Origin of the sequence: Shewanella mesophila (assembly GCF_019457515.1) — a bacterium.
GTDB lineage: Bacteria > Pseudomonadota > Gammaproteobacteria > Enterobacterales > Shewanellaceae > Shewanella > Shewanella mesophila.
The window spans coordinates 2,264,654-2,280,615 of record NZ_CP080421.1 but is presented as its reverse complement, the minus strand read 5'-3'; the positions used below and the strand labels follow the sequence as shown (position 1 = coordinate 2,280,615).

At 44.3% G+C, this 15,962-nt stretch carries 13 protein-coding genes; 5 read left to right on the top strand and 8 right to left on the bottom strand.

The features are described 5' to 3' along the window. Positions 1-51: 51 nt before the first annotated feature. From ptsP to K0I73_RS09940, 4 genes are all read right to left on the bottom strand, one after another. A complete protein-coding gene (gene ptsP, locus K0I73_RS09955) occupies positions 52-1,758 on the bottom strand; it encodes a phosphoenolpyruvate--protein phosphotransferase (RefSeq protein ID WP_220060998.1) in 1,707 nt (568 codons plus the stop codon). 12 nt (positions 1,759-1,770) lie between these two features. Further along, positions 1,771-2,028, bottom strand: coding sequence for an HPr family phosphocarrier protein (locus K0I73_RS09950; RefSeq protein ID WP_220064328.1), 258 nt, complete (start codon positions 2,026-2,028; stop codon positions 1,771-1,773). A 39-nt stretch (positions 2,029-2,067) separates the two neighbouring features. Continuing rightward, a complete protein-coding gene (locus K0I73_RS09945) occupies positions 2,068-2,454 on the bottom strand; it encodes an ACT domain-containing protein (RefSeq protein ID WP_220060997.1) in 387 nt (128 codons plus the stop codon). A 105-nt stretch (positions 2,455-2,559) separates the two neighbouring features. Continuing rightward, positions 2,560-4,197, bottom strand: coding sequence for a methyl-accepting chemotaxis protein (locus K0I73_RS09940; RefSeq protein WP_220060996.1), 1,638 nt, complete (start codon positions 4,195-4,197; stop codon positions 2,560-2,562). Between the two features lie 362 nt (positions 4,198-4,559). Here K0I73_RS09940 and K0I73_RS09935 point away from each other — a divergent pair, with 362 nt between their 5' ends. Continuing rightward, positions 4,560-5,267 (top strand): DUF3334 family protein, encoded by a 708-nt coding sequence (locus tag K0I73_RS09935; protein WP_220060995.1) that lies wholly within the window; start codon positions 4,560-4,562, stop codon positions 5,265-5,267. A gap of 79 nt (positions 5,268-5,346) precedes the next feature. Then, the gene (locus K0I73_RS09930) at positions 5,347-6,369 is read left to right on the top strand and encodes a LacI family DNA-binding transcriptional regulator (protein WP_220060994.1); all 1,023 of its coding nucleotides are present in this window, start codon (positions 5,347-5,349) and stop codon (positions 6,367-6,369) included. Positions 6,370-6,423: 54 nt separating this feature from the next. Here the strand turns inward: K0I73_RS09930 and K0I73_RS09925 are convergent, their stop codons facing one another. Continuing rightward, on the bottom strand, positions 6,424-7,038 hold the full coding sequence (locus tag K0I73_RS09925; RefSeq protein WP_220060993.1) for a 3'-5' exonuclease: 615 nt from the start codon (positions 7,036-7,038) through the stop codon (positions 6,424-6,426). A gap of 103 nt (positions 7,039-7,141) precedes the next feature. Further along, on the bottom strand, positions 7,142-9,235 hold the full coding sequence (gene fusA, locus K0I73_RS09920) for an elongation factor G (RefSeq protein ID WP_220060992.1): 2,094 nt from the start codon (positions 9,233-9,235) through the stop codon (positions 7,142-7,144). 455 nt (positions 9,236-9,690) lie between these two features. On the opposite strand from fusA, the gene K0I73_RS09915 reads away from it, so the two are divergent. From K0I73_RS09915 to K0I73_RS09905, 3 genes are all read left to right on the top strand, one after another. Next, on the top strand, positions 9,691-10,059 hold the full coding sequence (locus tag K0I73_RS09915; RefSeq protein ID WP_220060991.1) for a hypothetical protein: 369 nt from the start codon (positions 9,691-9,693) through the stop codon (positions 10,057-10,059). A gap of 6 nt (positions 10,060-10,065) precedes the next feature. Continuing rightward, complete coding sequence (locus K0I73_RS09910; RefSeq protein WP_220060990.1) at positions 10,066-10,581, top strand: GreA/GreB family elongation factor; 516 nt, start codon at positions 10,066-10,068, stop codon at positions 10,579-10,581. 153 nt (positions 10,582-10,734) lie between these two features. Next, on the top strand, positions 10,735-11,718 hold the full coding sequence (locus K0I73_RS09905; RefSeq protein ID WP_258405163.1) for a transporter: 984 nt from the start codon (positions 10,735-10,737) through the stop codon (positions 11,716-11,718). Between the two features lie 151 nt (positions 11,719-11,869). Here K0I73_RS09905 and K0I73_RS09900 read toward each other — a convergent pair whose 3' ends face one another. Both K0I73_RS09900 and K0I73_RS09895 read right to left on the bottom strand, forming a co-directional pair. After that, the gene (locus K0I73_RS09900; protein ID WP_220060989.1) at positions 11,870-14,365 is read right to left on the bottom strand and encodes a glycoside hydrolase family 15 protein; all 2,496 of its coding nucleotides are present in this window, start codon (positions 14,363-14,365) and stop codon (positions 11,870-11,872) included. Between the two features lie 29 nt (positions 14,366-14,394). Then, positions 14,395-15,936 (bottom strand): MFS transporter, encoded by a 1,542-nt coding sequence (locus K0I73_RS09895; protein WP_220060988.1) that lies wholly within the window; start codon positions 15,934-15,936, stop codon positions 14,395-14,397. Between the last annotated feature and the right edge of the window lie 26 nt (positions 15,937-15,962).

Sequence of the window (15,962 nt, the reverse complement as noted above, 5' to 3'; positions counted from 1 at the left end):
TTGATTCACTTGTGACGTTTTTATTATTTTTCATAGCATACTCAATAATTATCAAGAGTGACAGCGTGTTAGCAATTCATTTAGTGTATCTATGCGCGATATCACCATTGCTTGTTCGGCCAGTTTTACACAATCCTGATAGCGCCAGCGCGTGAGTTCCTGCTTAATTTCTAACAGCGCCGCGACGCTGACACTCAACTCATCAATGCCAAGGCCGATCAGCAGCGCCGTGGCATTGGGATTGCTCGCCAATTCGCCGCACATGGAGACCTGTACATTTGCTGCTTTAGCACAGTTTATTGATTGGCCTATTAATTTGATAATAGCGGGCGATAGTACAGGATACCTGTCAATGAGATAAGGATTAGATCGATCCGCAGCCATGGTGTACTGGGTTAAATCGTTGGTGCCAATGCTGATGAAGTCGAGCAGAGGTAACATGGAATCTAAGTTGATCACCGCCGCTGGGGTTTCGACTACAATGCCGAAGGTGACATCACCGAAGCCTTTTTCGGCTTCTATGAGTTCATTTTTGCATTGTTCTATGAGCGATAAGACAGCTTCTAACTCCTCGACTTGGTTGACCATTGGGAACATCAATCTGACCTGACCATGATTAGCGGCACGTAGGATGGCTCGCAGCTGGGCTTTGAATAATTGAGGATGGCTCAAGGTGTAACGAACGCCGCGTAAACCCAGGGCTGGATTTTCCTCTTTTACCATAGATAAAGAGGGCACCTCCTTATCTGCACCCAAGTCGATGGTGCGTATTGTTAATGGCTTTCCACCAAGTAATTGAAGTGCATCGCAATAAAGCAGATATTGCTGGTGTTCATCCGGTAGTTCATGGTTATTCATAAACATAAACTCGGTACGAAACAGACCGACGCCTTCAGCACCAACATCCGCTAGATGATTGATTTCGCTGATACAGCCTACGTTAGCGAGTAAGGATATCTTGTGTCCGTCTTGGGTTTGAGTTGCTTGATTTTTAAATTGTTCCAAGCCCACTTTACGTTCAAGGGCTTGCTGCTGTGCGATCGCTAAGCGTGCCACCTGCTCTTGAGTCGGGTTAACGATTAGTTCCCCCGATATCGCATCGACGGCGATAGGTGCCCCGTTGGCTATAAGGGTCAAATCGCAAGGGCAACTCATGAGCGTCGGGATTGAGGCGCTACGGGCTAAAATGGCCGTGTGACTGGTCACGCCGCCTGTTTGTAACACTAAGCCGCTTACCCGCTCTAAAGGCAGGGTCGCAAACTCTGCCGGGGTGATATCTTGGGTGATGATAATGCTGTTATCTGGGATATTGGACAGCTCAGTCGATTCACCGGTCAGCAGAATACGAATGAGTCGCTGTCCTAAGGAGAGGATATCTTCGGCGCGGCAGCTCAGGTATGGCGTGTCCATATCACGCATCGCTTGCGCATGTTTCGCGAAGGTATGTTCTACCGCTAACGCTGCTGAAAACTGCTGTTTAGCAATGGCAACTTGCAGTTCCTCTTGCAACTCTTCATCTTCGAGTAGCATCAAATCCGCTTCGATTAACTGATAATGATCGCTATCGGGCTGTAGATGTAATGCGCTTTTTTTTATCTGACTCGTGAGTGCGGCGAGGGCCTTGTCTAAACATCTTTGTTCAAAATGAAGCTGCGAAGGGGGAAGTAGATGATAATCGAGTTTGCTGTCGAGTGGTTGAAGCACTTTTGCTTGACCTAAAGCGATACCCGCTGAAACGGCAATACCTTTAATTATCATTCAAATATCCTTTTAGCTGAGTGTTATGAGCAGTTCGGAGACACGTTCTACAGCTTGCTGTGATTGTGCTCCTTCAGCGCTCACAGTGACCGAAACCCCCTTATAAAGACCTAAGGTTTGCAGTTTAAACAGGCTTTTAGCGCTTGCCTGTTTGCCGTGGCATTCGACTAATATATCACAATCGTATTGTTTTGCTTCTTTGACTAACAGTGCCGCTGGTCGGGTATGGATACCATGCTCAGCCGTAATGGTAACGGTTTTTTCATATATCATTGTAATACTCTACTGCATCATATTAACCTTAAACGGCTAATAATGAATAATCTGATAATTGGTTTTTTTAAGCGCTTGTATGGCGAGTTCAAGTTTATCTTTTTTTACTAGAATATAGTCGGTATCGAAGGTTGAAATAGCAAAAATACTGATTTTTGAGTTGGCCAATGTCCCTGAGACACTGGCTAAGATCCCTGTCATCGAAAACCCTAATGGGCCGAGTACTTCCAAGCAGCGCCAGTCGCTTTCTACTTCCAGACTATCTAATGCAAGATCTGTGGGGGCAACAACTGACAATTCATCTTTTGTCTTGCCAATAAAAAACATCTGTTGCTCAAATACCTTAGGATCGATTCGACTATCTGGGGTAAAGCTATGAATGCTATAGAGTTGAGGGTGTACAGCTAAGGTCATTCGAGCCATGGTCGCGTGGTCACTTTAGTTATTGAGTACAATAAGCTTATCATAGTTTTGGCAAAAAAAAGGAGAAGCTATCTGCTTCTCCTTTGGGTGAGAAATCGACGAAGGTTAGACCTTAAATTGGCCTAAAATCTTAGTGCTAGTTTGACTGATCTCACGTAAAGATTGTGCCGCCAAACGATTGCTTTCGTTCGCTTTGACAGAAACTTCAGATAGTTCAGTAATGCTACAGATATTACGATTAATCTCTTCGGTAACCAAAGATTGTTCCTCTGTGGCACTGGCAAGTTGAGTGTTCATATCGCTGATATGCGCGATAAGATCTAAAATGGCGCTAAGAGAGTCTCCAACCGCCTGAGCTTGGTTCTGTAACTGCTCAGACTGCCCCTGAGTTTGGCTGTTACTGTTCATCACGCTAGCGACGCCATTTTGGATGTCTGTTATGATCTTTTGGATCTCGTTGGTAGAATCTTGAGTACGGTTTGCCAGTGCTCGGACTTCGTCTGCAACGACGGCAAAACCTCTTCCATGAGCGCCGGCTCTAGCAGCCTCAATTGCAGCGTTGAGTGCCAACAGATTGGTTTGATCTGCGATACCCCGAATAACATCTAAAATGCTGCCGATCTGTTCTGAAGATACCCCTAAATGCTGAGTGATAGTCTCAGCGCTTCTTAGCTCATTGACCAGTTTTTCTGCATTGAGTACAGTGCTGTCCATTTGGGTCTTACTGTCTAGCGCTTGCTCTTTGACGCTGTTGGCCGCATCGGCAGCTTGTTGAGTGCTGCTCGCCATCTCGTGCGTCGTAGACAACATCTGATTAATTGCCGTTGCGACGCTGCTGGTTTCTTGATGGAGATGATCAACACTGGCATTAGATTCGCCGACTGAACTCAATAGCCTGTCTGCATCCAAATTTAAACTCTGACCGACAGGTTGGAGATCTGCCACCATCTTATTGATTTTACCGACAAAGATATTGAATGCCTTGGCTAATTCAACCACTTCATCTTTACCTACTGTCGGAAGCCGTTTAGTGAGGTCGCCTTCACCTTGTGCAATATCTTTCATCGCTTCAATAGCTTGGTTTAGGGGCGAACTAATTGAATGATTTAAGACAAGGAAAAATGCAAAGATCGGCACAGAGATCAACATCATAATAATAAGATAGTTAAACAATAGTGAGATTAATGTGTCGTTGACATCGCTCATGTATGACGCTGTCACAAGGGTCCAGCCCCATGAGTCGAACTTGCGCGCTTCCATTAATGCGGTTTCTTGCTTATTGGTCAGTGGATTAATGCTTTCAAACGTGCCGTGAGCAATCCCTTCTGTACTGGCTTGCGCCACTAATTTACTGATGCTCGTTTGTCCTTTTGCATCTTTTAAGTCACGAATGTGAGTACCTATGGTGTTAGGACTTGCACCGTTGGCAATCACTACCTGACTCTTGTCTATTAAGATAAAGAAACCATCGGCGCCATATTTGATATGATTAATCAGTTCACGGGCAGCTTTTTGTGCATCCGCTTGGGTAAGAACACCCTGCTGAGCGCTATTATTGTGGGCATCTAGCAGGCTCAATATGGTTGATAGCTGTGCATCATTCTGTATCCATTTTTGAGCAATCAGGCTGTTGCGTTGTTCGTTGATAGAGAAGCTTCCAAATACAAATGTACCTATCGCAGCAAGCACCAACATAAAAATAAGCCGTTGCAAAATAGTAAATCGTCTTAACATCGCTAGCATGACATTCCTCAAACTGTATCAATAGATAACCGTCAGCAAATATACCTTTTATCCCTATCGAATTGAACGAATAGTGCATGATTAACGTGTTTATTAGCTAATACTTGAACTAGCTCACGCTATCGCACAAGTGTCACCTAATAGACCAATAAATAACCGTAATGTATGCATTAGATGTTACTTTTTGAGCGATTGAGCACTAAAGTTGTAGCTTGTGATGCATTTGTAACTTACAAGTATTCAATCACTTGTATAGAAAAATAGGATAATTTGTTTTGATGTTATACTAATGCGCTGTTTTCGCTTTGATTTTTACATCAATAGGGCGCAGAATTAAGCATTGACTCTTTTTGGTTTGTAACATGACTATGACATCTCAAGTGATCACCTCTGATGATATTTTATTAAAGCTTTGCCATTCGGTTTCTCATGTCCTTTCGAGCACAACTTCTAGCCAGGTATCCCATGCGGCTATGGTGCAGAGTATTACTAAAACTTGTCTAAAACCTGATTTAGGTTGTTTCTCCATATTTGATGGTGGGTTTTCTGGTTTAGTGGTAATTAATTTTTCTGCGCAAGCCGCAGTAGAAATTTACCAGGCTTATATGACACAGATGGGGATGCCTGAATCTGAGTTCGCCTTTTCACATACCTCTGATGAGGTCGGAGATGTGATGGGGGAATTGATGAATCAGATCCTAGGTGATTTTATCGTTAAGGTTAATAAAGAACTGCAGACATCGATTAACCAGAGTCAACCTAAGATGTTGACTATTAACAAAGAGCTCACCATCTCGATCGATACTAATCTAGATGAAGCTGTTGCGCGTAGAGTGGCATTTAAGACTGAGAGAAACCATATTTTTTATCTTGAATTTGCGATGGATAAAACAGAGTTTATTAAGTTAGCTGATTTTATAAACGATGAAGAACACGATCCTGATGCATTACTTGCACAACATGGTCACGGAAGTAGCAATGTTCTTGGTTCGACTACTTGGTCGCAAGGCGTTAAAGGTGCCGTTGTCGTCGATGATGCCGATGATTTAATGAAGGAGTTAGGGATTTAACCTCTTAAGTATTGAAGTTGTATAGTATTGGTCGGCGAGTTTTGCTCGCCGATAGTTTTAGGTAAAGGTAGCAATAACGATGACAACAAAAGCGACCTCAATAGATATTGCTTATAGAGCGGGCGTGTCTCAATCGACGGTTTCTAGAGCGCTGCGAAATAGCCCGTTAGTCAATGAAGAAACCCGTCTGAAAGTGCAAGCAATAGCGAAGGAACTCAATTACAAAGTAGATAAAAATGCCAGTAATTTACGCACACAAAGTAGCTTAACGTTAGCGCTTTTGTTGTGCGAAGATCCCACCAATGATGATTCGCTGATCAATCCATTTTTTCTCTCTATGCTCGGTTCGATCACTCGCGCAACCGCCCAGCAAGGTTATGATCTCTTGGTATCATTTCAACAGCTCAGCAGTGATTGGCATGCCGATTATGAAGACAGTAATAAAGCAGATGGTATTATCTTGCTGGGTTATGGCGATTATATGGATTATGAGGAGAAGCTAGAAAGGTTGTTAGCGCAAAATACCCATTTTGTTATTTGGGGAGCCGCGCAAAGTAAATCTTCGGTGCTCTCGATTGGTTGTGATAATCGCCAAGGTGGCATTATTGCTACTGAGCATCTTGTAAAAAAAGGCCGTAAAAAAATTGCTTTCATTGGTGATGCATCAAGCCATAGTCCTGAGTTTCAAGAACGTTATTTAGGTCATCAACAGGCGCTTAAAGATGCGGGTATTAAGTGTAATTCGGCATTACAAGTCGATGCTATTAGTACTGAAAGCTCGGGTTATGATGCTGCTCTAGTACTTATTGCAACGAAAGTTGAGTTTGATGCCATTTTTGCCGCAAGTGATCTCATTGCTATTGGCGCTATTCGAGCCTTGAAAGAGCAGGGGATTGATGTACCGAGTGATATTGCTATTGTGGGTTATGATGATATTCCTGTAGCGAGTTTTGCGAATCCGCCGTTGACGACAGTGAAACAAAACACCAAATTAGCGGGAGAAATATTGGTCGAAAGTCTGTTGAAATTGATCAAAGGTCAACAGGTCTCCAATCAACTCATTGCGACTAGTTTAGTGGAACGTCAATCGTGCGGAAGTTGAATCGTTAAAAAGCGCGCGCTAATCTGATTTCGGGTTACTTAACCTGAACTTGGGTTACTTAGCTAAAAATTTGGCGATGTTGGCCTTGGATTGTTTTTGTAAGCTTAACATCAGCTCGAAGCTTGGATTATGGCAATGCCAACGCTCGGCTAATGTGTCCAACATATGTTGCCATAATTTTGCCGTCATCTCTGCATCCGCTAATGCCCGGTGAAATACGCCGTCGTGTTGGATTCGATTGTAACTGACTAAGGTGCCCAATTGGTGATTGGGTGCATCTGGATAAATTCGTCTAGCAAGTAACATGGAACAAGCAAATGGCGATGAATATTGTCGTCCAATGCGTGATAGTTCAGCTTCTAAGAAACGTTGGTCAAAACTCGCATTATGAGCAACAAGTTTTGCATCTTTGATAAAATCAGCAAAGTTAGCCATCGCTTGTTTACAGCTTGGAGCGTCACTTAACATCTCGTTAGTGATCCCTGTGTACTGCTCAATAAAACTAGTGATGCGAAACCCTGGATTCATGAGTTGTTGAAACGTATCGACGACGATGCCTTTTTCGAGTCTGACAGCCCCAATTTCTATCGCTCGGTCGCCTTGGGTAGGCGAGAGTCCTGTCGTTTCGAAGTCGAGAATTACAACACTGTTTGCTTCTGTCACTGTCACTCCTTTTTACATTTCTAATTTGTAAACATTGACTAAAAGAAAAACCCTAACGATCTGCACCGTTAGGGTTTTTGTATCTAGCAAGCGTGCTTAGAAAGTAATATTACTTCTTAGCTTCAGCAGCTTTACGCTCTTTAACTTGCGCAATAACTTTCTCAGAAACGCTGTTTGGACATGGGTTGTAGTGAGCGAACTCCATAGAGAACTGACCACGACCAGATGTCATTGTACGTAGTGAACCGATGTAACCAAACATTTCTGATAGTGGTACTTCAGCCTTGATACGAACACCTGTTACACCAGCGTTTTGATCTTTGATCATACCGCGACGACGGTTAAGGTCACCAATTACGTCACCAACGTTGTCATCTGGGCTGAATACGTCAACATTCATGATAGGCTCAAGAAGTTGTGCACCCGCTTTTGGCATAGATTGACGGAAAGCGCCTTTAGCAGCGATTTCGAACGCGATTGCTGATGAATCCACTGCGTGGAAAGCACCGTCAGTCAGTTCTAGTTCAACGTCAAGTACAGGGAAGCCAGCGACTGTACCAGTGTTCATCATGCTTGCGAAGCCTTTCTCGACTGCAGGCCAGAATTCCTTAGGTACGTTACCACCAACAACTGACGACTTAAATGTGAAGCCAGAGTTTTGCTCACCAGGACGGATAACATAGTCGATCTTACCGAACTGACCAGAACCACCAGATTGCTTCTTATGTGTGTAGCTATCTTCAATAGTTTGAGTGATAGTTTCACGGTAAGCAACTTGAGGCTCACCAACGATTAGGTCAACACCGTAAGTACGCTTAAGGATATCTACCTTAATGTCTAGGTGAAGCTCACCCATACCTTTAAGGATAGTTTCACCTGAGTCTTCGTCAGTCTCTACGCGGAATGATGGATCTTCAGCGATCATCTTACCGATAGCGATACCCATTTTCTCTGATCCGCCTTTATCTTTTGGCGCAACAGCGATAGAGATAACTGGCTCTGGGAATACCATTGCTTCAAGAGTACAAGGGTGCTTAACATCACACAGAGTGTGACCAGTTTGCACGTTCTTCATACCCACGATAGCGATAATGTCACCTGCTTGTGCGGTTTCAAGTTCGTTACGCTCATCGGCTTGCATTTCACACATACGGCCGATACGTTCAGTCTTACCAGTTGCACTGTTAAGAATGGTATCGCCTTTGTTGATGCGACCAGAGTAGATACGTACGAAGGTTAGGGCACCGAAACGGTCATCCATAATCTTGAACGCAAGTGCTTTTAGTGGCTCGTCAGCTGAAACGATAGCGTGTTCGCCAGTCTCGTTACCTTCTTCGTCGGTAAGAGGCTGTGGATCTACTTCGTCTGGCGCTGGCAAGTAATCAACAACAGCATTTAGTAGAAGCTGCATACCTTTGTTCTTGAAAGCAGAACCACAGTATGTAGGGAAGAATGCTAGGTCACGAGTACCCTTACGGATACAACGATGAATATCTTCCATAGATGGCTCTTCGCCTTCCATGTACGCTTCCATTAGGTCATCGTCTTGCTCAACGGCAGTTTCGATTAACTGTTCACGGTACTCTTCAACTAGGTCAACCATGTCAGCTGGAACATCTTCGATGGTGTAGTTTTCAGCTTCGCCAGTTTCATCCCATATCCAAGCTTTACGAGTCAGTAGGTCAACAACACCTTTGAACTCATCTTCGATACCGATTGGTAGAACCATTACTAGTGGAACGGCAGCTAGAACATCTTTAGTTTGCTTAACAACGCGTAGGAAGTCAGCACCCATACGGTCTAACTTGTTTACGAAGATGATACGAGCAACTTCTGATTCGTTCGCATAACGCCAGTTGGTTTCTGATTGTGGTTCAACACCACCAGAACCACAGAATACACCGATACCACCGTCTAGTACTTTTAGAGAACGATAAACTTCAACTGTGAAGTCAACGTGGCCAGGGGTGTCGATAACGTTAAAACGGTGATCGTTCCAGAAGCAACTTACAGCAGCAGACTGAATGGTAATACCGCGCTCAGCTTCCTGTTCCATGAAGTCGGTTGTAGACTCACCATCATGAACTTCACCGAGCTTATGGATCTTACCGGTTAGTTTAAGAATACGCTCAGTTGTGGTGGTCTTACCCGCATCAACGTGAGCGAAGATACCAATGTTTCTGTACTTTGATAAATCAGTCATTTTTCTACTCTATTGGAGTTACGTTCTAAAATTCGGGGGGAAGTATATCAATACTTTTAGAATTGTTTTATAGATTTTTATTAAAATCGTTCAAATTTCACCAATTAGGTCTTCTTTTGCTGGGATAACCGCGCATCGAAGTTTCCTAAAAGCCTTGTTATTTCTATGTTTGCTGTTTTTTTACTCAGTTGTCGGGCGCTGGATTTTCCTTTATATCATTTTGTTCAATTGTGACCTTAGTTCAGCACCGATGATTATGTCTAGAAGCCGCTTGGCTTCTAAGCTGGTATTTACCTCAGATTAATCACAATATTTGACTGTTGCTGAAAACTTCTTTCGAGGCTAACGTCGAATTTAATGCAAGCCGCAATCATGGATATTTGATATTGTGCTAGCCACACCAAATTGGGCTAACTTGCCCATAGTATACGATCTGCTATTTAGGAGCGTTGATCTTGGCCATTGAACAGAGTGATTTAGTCGCAGTTTTGAGTTTACTCAATTGTAGAACCAACTTTACCATCAAGAAAATTACCGAATATATGTTACCTGCATTGAAAGAGCCGATTTATCTTCATGGCAGCGAGCGTGACTGTCAGCTGGTGATCCGTCCCGCTTATGAACTCTTTTTATCTGAGTTATCGGCTATTGAAGGGGTGATCCATAAAGAGGGCTATTTTCATAACAGTGAAATGACTCGGTTTCCCAAACGAATTCAAAAGAGCTTAAATGGTATCCATTATGGCCTCGGATTCAAATTTAACGACGAGGCAGCGGTAAAACGTTTTATCGAAAAGCTGATCAGCATTAACTCTGGTGGGTGATCTCGTTTGCTATTAGATAAAGCGGCCATTTTCGCTGTCATTAGCGATCAGCTTAGATTGCTCACTCAAGTGGCAATTGCCGCGGCTAATCAAGCGCATGAAACGGCTACTCACAGTGAGACTGTAGCCCGAAGTAAATATGAAACCTTTGGTCTTGAAGCGGCATATTTAGCCCATGGACAAGCGCAGCGAGTGGCGGATTGTAAAGCTGCTGAGGGAATGTTTGATGCATTAAAGATCAGAGATTTCACCGAAAACGATGCCATCGATTATGGCGCGGTCGTGATAGTTTGCGATTGTGAGGAGAGAGCTCAACTACTTCTTATTGGCCCCGCAGCGGGCGGTGTAAGGGTCAAATTACCTTTATCTGTAGCAGAACTGCCACAGGAGCTCGATGAATTAATGGTTATTACGCCATCGTCACCTTTGGGGTCGGCGTTGATGGGGCGCTATCAAGATGATGAGGTAGTTATTCATATCTGTGGTGAGCCAAAACAGTATGTTGTCTTGTGGATCGGTTAAACTGAATATAATGGCGTTGCCGTGAAATGTTTATTGAAAAAGCAGAGTTATGCAGTAGCTTATAGAATAAATATTAAATTAGTTACTAAAACATCCACTCCTTAGTAGATTGAATGTAGTAGATTGAATTTAGTAGATTAAATGGAATTATAGATGCGATTGTCCAAGATCAAACTGCGTTCCTTATCTAATGTGGCATCACAAAATGGTGTTAAGCATCGTTATGGTACACGCTGTTATAGCGCTCAGCCTTATGGTGCAATGTTACTGGTTACTGTACTACTTCCAAACTTCGTTTACTCTCAAGATTTAGAGCCTCGTAGCTACACTAATATCCCTATTGATATGAATTTTCTTGCGACTGGTTATCTTCATTCCGAAGGTGAAGTGTCACCCTCTCCAGGTGTGCTACTTGAAGATGCCCAACTCAATATTAATACTGCAGCGATAGCCTACGTGCGCTCTTTTGAATTAGCGGGGAGTAGCGCGAAAGTGGATCTGGCCGTGGCTCGAAGCTGTTTTGAAGGTAGCGCCATCTCAAATGGCGAACGTATTGAAGCAGATAACTGTGGCTATAACGACCCTACGTTCAAATTGACGTGGAACTTTTTCGGCGCCCCTGCGATGAAAGCTACTGAGTTTTCTACTTGGCGACAAGGGGTGGTTGTGGGGACCAGTTTAGAAGTAACTGCACCTATTGGTAGCTATAATGTTGATAAGCTACTCAATGCTAGCGCCAACCGCTGGGTGCTGAGACCGGGAATTGGTATGTCTCAAAAGTTCGGCGATTGGTACTATAACTTAATCGCCTCAGTCCGCCTCTATGGCGATAACGATGAATATCAAGGCAAAGGGGCGCTAGCGCAAGAACCTCAATATACACTGCAGGCACATCTTATTTACATCATAGATCCGGGGCATTGGATTTCGCTCAATAGTAATTATTTTTTTGGCGGGGAAACCATCAAGAACGGTGTGAATTCCAATGATAAACAAGATAATTCACGCTTTGGATTAACTTATTCAATCGCGTTAAACCATTCACACAGCATTAAGCTAAATTACAGTACGGGTGTATTAACCCGTTTTGGTAATGATTTCGACTCATTAGGCGCCTTTTGGATGTATCGTTTTTAGGTTGAGTCATACACGTCAATGTATTGTAGATATCAATATTAACTAACCCGAGTTGAGGTTAACTAACTATGATTAGCGCTTGAGTGTCAAAAAAGCCACTTAACTCAGATGAGGTTAGGTGGCTTTTTTAATCATCAGATGACAGAAATCACTACTTTAACGCTGGCGCCACGATAGGGTAGTGATCCCAAACTTGATTGTCTGTCATCGAGCGAACTAATTTGACATACTCAGCGTGAGTCCAGGCGAGTGGTGTTGCCGAGTTGGTGCCTTGTCCAAGCTGATAATTGTATCGAGTTGGGTCGCCGATGCCGTCCCAAGCTTGCTCTGGCAGCATGAGGCCATCATTGGCAAAATATTCCATCCCTTTGACATATTGATTTTTGAGTTGCGAGTGGCGCTCGGCTGTCAATGTGTCAGTCGCTAAGGCTTTGGCTAGTTCAAAATGTCCACGCTCTCCAGTGAAGAATGGCCATACTCGTCCGCGTTGATTGCTTGTATTACTGCCTGATTCGGCATAGCTCGCACCACTTTGAGTATCTTCGCCATAGCCATCGTTACCATAACGTCTAAAGCCTGGAATTTGCTGGCCATCTTTAGTGGTAAATAAGTACTTTACTCTGAGATTATCTTCAAGCGCCATATTATCAATTAGGCTTGCAGTATGATTAATGGTTGGATCATCTGCACGGCGCACTCCGTAACGTACTAGCTCTAAGAAACCACCATCTAATATTAGGCGTTGATCAAGACCTGTTTTACCATTGTTGTCAGCCAGTTGCTCACTGCTATTAGGTTGTCCCGTTGGTGCAAGGCGCACATAATATGGGGCAGAGGATCTCGACTGTCCATTGTCTTTCTCATTGAGCAATCCTTGAGTCGTGATCATTAGGGCCGATAGACGAGACTCCATCTGCTGGGCCTCATTTAGATAACGAGCTGCGCCTTGTTGATCACCACTGTGTTTAGCAATGTCACTCGCCGCAATTAAGCCAGCTATGACAGCGGCCGAAGTCGATGGTGAGTAGCCTTGTTGCTCTTCCCAGCGTTCTTGCTGAGTCTTAAGCGGACTAATGCGAGTCTGGTTCCAATCTAAGTTAACGTCACCACCAGTCACCAAAAACTCCGCCGCAGGTTTAAGCATCTCTTGATACCAATGGCTAATCTCGATATCGGTTAATACGCCCGCTTGCCAGAGTTTCCAACCAAGCATAATCGGCATGGCGGTTTGATCTAGCTGCACGCCAACCCATTCGATTTCGCCATCAACGTGGGTTTTTTGCAAAAACCAGCCGGGTACGCCTTTATAACCTGGAGTTTGCGCCGACACTTGTACTTTCTTTAGGTATTCAAAGGCCACTTTTGGGGTTTGAGTATCGCCCATGGCCAGAAAGGCCATCGCACATTGGTAAAAATCACGTGGCCATACCGCTTTATAGCCTGTGCTGCCCTTAACGGCAGAAACCGTATCCCCCCAAGGATTAGATAAGGAGGCGATCAATGCGCCCGCATGGGTTTTATCTTCTTGCGCTTTTAGTACTAGGGCACTGGCGTACAAGAGTTTGCCGTTATCGGCAGTGTTGGCTGTCATTGGAGCAAGGGCGTCGAGAGAGGAGAGATAATCTTGCCAACCGAGTGATTCGCCCTCGCCATTATAGGCGCGCAGCACCTTGTCATAGCCGCTATCTAATGTCGCTTGGGCGGTATTAATACTGCTTGTTTTATCTGCTCCAAAGCCAATGACAAAAGTCGCACTTAGGCTTGGCGCACCGTTTTGGCTGACGCTGAGGCTAGGTAACTGAGCCGTTAAAGCCACATTTCCTAACTGATTATTGTCGTCAGTTGTCGACTGATATAACCAATCCATCTGACCATTTTGTTTTAGGTCTGTTATGCCATCAGATCGACCAACAAAGCCCGCACTGGATTTTACGAATGGGATATCGGCTTTAATGGTGATAACCGTGGAGTCTTTGCTGCCAGTGGATGCAAATAGGGTATTGCCGTCGCTACTGATGCTGGCGATATCATTGGCACCGCTGTTATCGACATGTGGATTAACATAAAGATAGGGAGTGATACCGGGCTCAAAAGCGGTAAAAATCACCTTCATCATCAAGGCATCACGATCGGGATCGGTAAAGAAATGTTTCTCTATCTGGTACTTACCCTCAATATCCTTGTTTATTACCTTATAGGCGAGTGATAGTGGCCTGCCTGCGTCATCCTTATACAGATAATCTATGCTGGTAAAAGTGTTGTCTTTTTCCGTGTCGACAAAATCCTTACCCGCGATAATAAATTGCGCTTCTTTAAGTTGGGCGTTATGAATAAGCCCATACATGGTTTCGGTTAGCACGCCTTGAGCTAATGAGAACCAAACTCGGCTGATGGGGTTGGCAACGCTGTCTTTGTATTCCCCAGTATGTGAATCGCTTGCCATATAGGGTTCATAGGAGGTGCCAATTCCTGTTTTACCCGAAAATGCCCACGTGGGTAACTCGCCTGGCGCTCCCGGTGCAATCTTGGATGGGGAGACAGTGTTGCTGCCCACTTGTGTGTTCGAATCGGCTCCGCAAGCACAGAGCAAGGTAGTTAAGGAGAGTGCGATCAGCGAGCGGCTAAAAAGAGTTGGCTTGACAGTCATTAGGCGATTCCCTTGTCTGTTAATAATAATTATTGTTTTTCTGGGCTTAAGGAGACAAATAACACGCTTATTCCTGCTAGCAACATAAAGCTACCGCCCATAATCAACGCAAAAATAGGTTGGCCATCGAACAAGGTATTTAATATAACCCCAAGTACGCTAGCGGCGAGTAGTTGTGGAATAACAATGAAGAAGTTAAAAATTCCCATGTAGATCCCCATTTTTCCAGCAGGTAATACATTTGAGAGCAGTGCGTACGGAATCGATAGAATAGAAGCCCATGCGATACCTACGCCTATCATAGGAAGCCAGAGTAACTTGGGATCTTTAATGAAATAGAAACTAATGAGGCCAAGACCGCCGCAGAAGAGGTTGATTAAATGACTAAACTTTAGTCCTACTGCCATTGCGAGAAGGGGAATGAGCAACGCCGCTAATGCTGAAAAACCATTATAAGACGCAAATAGCATCCCGACCCAATCGGCGCCATCGTTATAGGCCTTAGATAATACATCTTGGGTACCATAGTGATAGTCGGTTACAGCTGCAGTGGTATAGATCCACATAGAAAACAGCGCAAACCAAGAGAAAAACTGTACCACGGCAAGCTGACGCATCGCCTTGGGCATATGAAATAGTGAGTCAACAACACTGAATATCATTCCCTGCTTATCACGATGTACGTCGCTATGATGTTGTAAGCGATGGCTACAAAACCATTGTAGTGGCCCAAAAGCGAAAATGCCTAGGGTAAGAATATACAGTTGCTTATCGAGTGATTTAACCAGAACTAACATGGTTAATACCGCGCCTAATAGGCTCCAGATAATCGCCGCTTTGCGGTATGTTTGCCAAGTTCGGGTATGTTGGTTTGGGCGAGCTAGTTGCTCGTGAGATTCAAATTTAGCAAGCTCTTGTGGTGAGTATTCTTTGGTTGTAAACACAGTCCAGCACACTGCTAGCAGCAGCACTACACCGCCAAAGTAAAAGGCGTAACGCACTGAGTCGGCAATTTCACCAGCGGGCGCGGTATTGGCGACATTAAAGTCGTTGGTCAATACATAGGGCAGCGCCGAGGCAACCACAGCGCCGATGCCGATAAAGAAACTCTGCATCGCATAACCTTGGGCTCGCTGCTGGTTAGGCAGGTTATCGCCGACAAAGGCGCGAAACGGCTCCATGGCGATATTGATCGACGCGTCCATGATCCACAACATACCAGCAGCAACCCAAAGCACAGGCGAGTGCGGCATGATAAAAAGGGCGAGTGTGGTGCAGATAGCCCCAATAAGAAAGTAGGGGCGACGACGACCCAAGCGCCCCCAGGTATTATCACTCATGTAACCTATGATAGGTTGCACCAATAATCCGGTTAGCGGCGCCGCAATCCACAGGATCGGAATATCATCTATCGAGGCACCTAAGGTTTGAAAGATACGGCTAACGTTGGCATTTTGCAGCGCGAAGCCAAACTGTATCCCTAGAAACCCAAAGCACATGTTGAAAATCTGCCAAAAGCTGAGCATGGGCTTGGAGCTAATTTGCTGATCATCTGAGCGAATGTCAGTCATCGATTTTTCTCTTGTTATTATAAGGG

Coding starts and splice junctions, on each gene's coding strand:
- K0I73_RS09930 (WP_220060994.1), top strand. CDS start 5,347: ATGACAACAAAAGCGACCTCAATAGATATTGCTTATAGAGCGGGCGTG.
- K0I73_RS09895 (WP_220060988.1), bottom strand. CDS start 15,936: ATGACTGACATTCGCTCAGATGATCAGCAAATTAGCTCCAAGCCCATG.
- ptsP (WP_220060998.1), bottom strand. CDS start 1,758: ATGATAATTAAAGGTATTGCCGTTTCAGCGGGTATCGCTTTAGGTCAA.
- fusA (WP_220060992.1), bottom strand. CDS start 9,235: ATGACTGATTTATCAAAGTACAGAAACATTGGTATCTTCGCTCACGTT.
- K0I73_RS09935 (WP_220060995.1), top strand. CDS start 4,560: ATGACTATGACATCTCAAGTGATCACCTCTGATGATATTTTATTAAAG.
- K0I73_RS09905 (WP_258405163.1), top strand. CDS start 10,735: ATGCGATTGTCCAAGATCAAACTGCGTTCCTTATCTAATGTGGCATCA.
- K0I73_RS09945 (WP_220060997.1), bottom strand. CDS start 2,454: ATGGCTCGAATGACCTTAGCTGTACACCCTCAACTCTATAGCATTCAT.
- K0I73_RS09900 (WP_220060989.1), bottom strand. CDS start 14,365: ATGACTGTCAAGCCAACTCTTTTTAGCCGCTCGCTGATCGCACTCTCC.
- K0I73_RS09940 (WP_220060996.1), bottom strand. CDS start 4,197: ATGCTAGCGATGTTAAGACGATTTACTATTTTGCAACGGCTTATTTTT.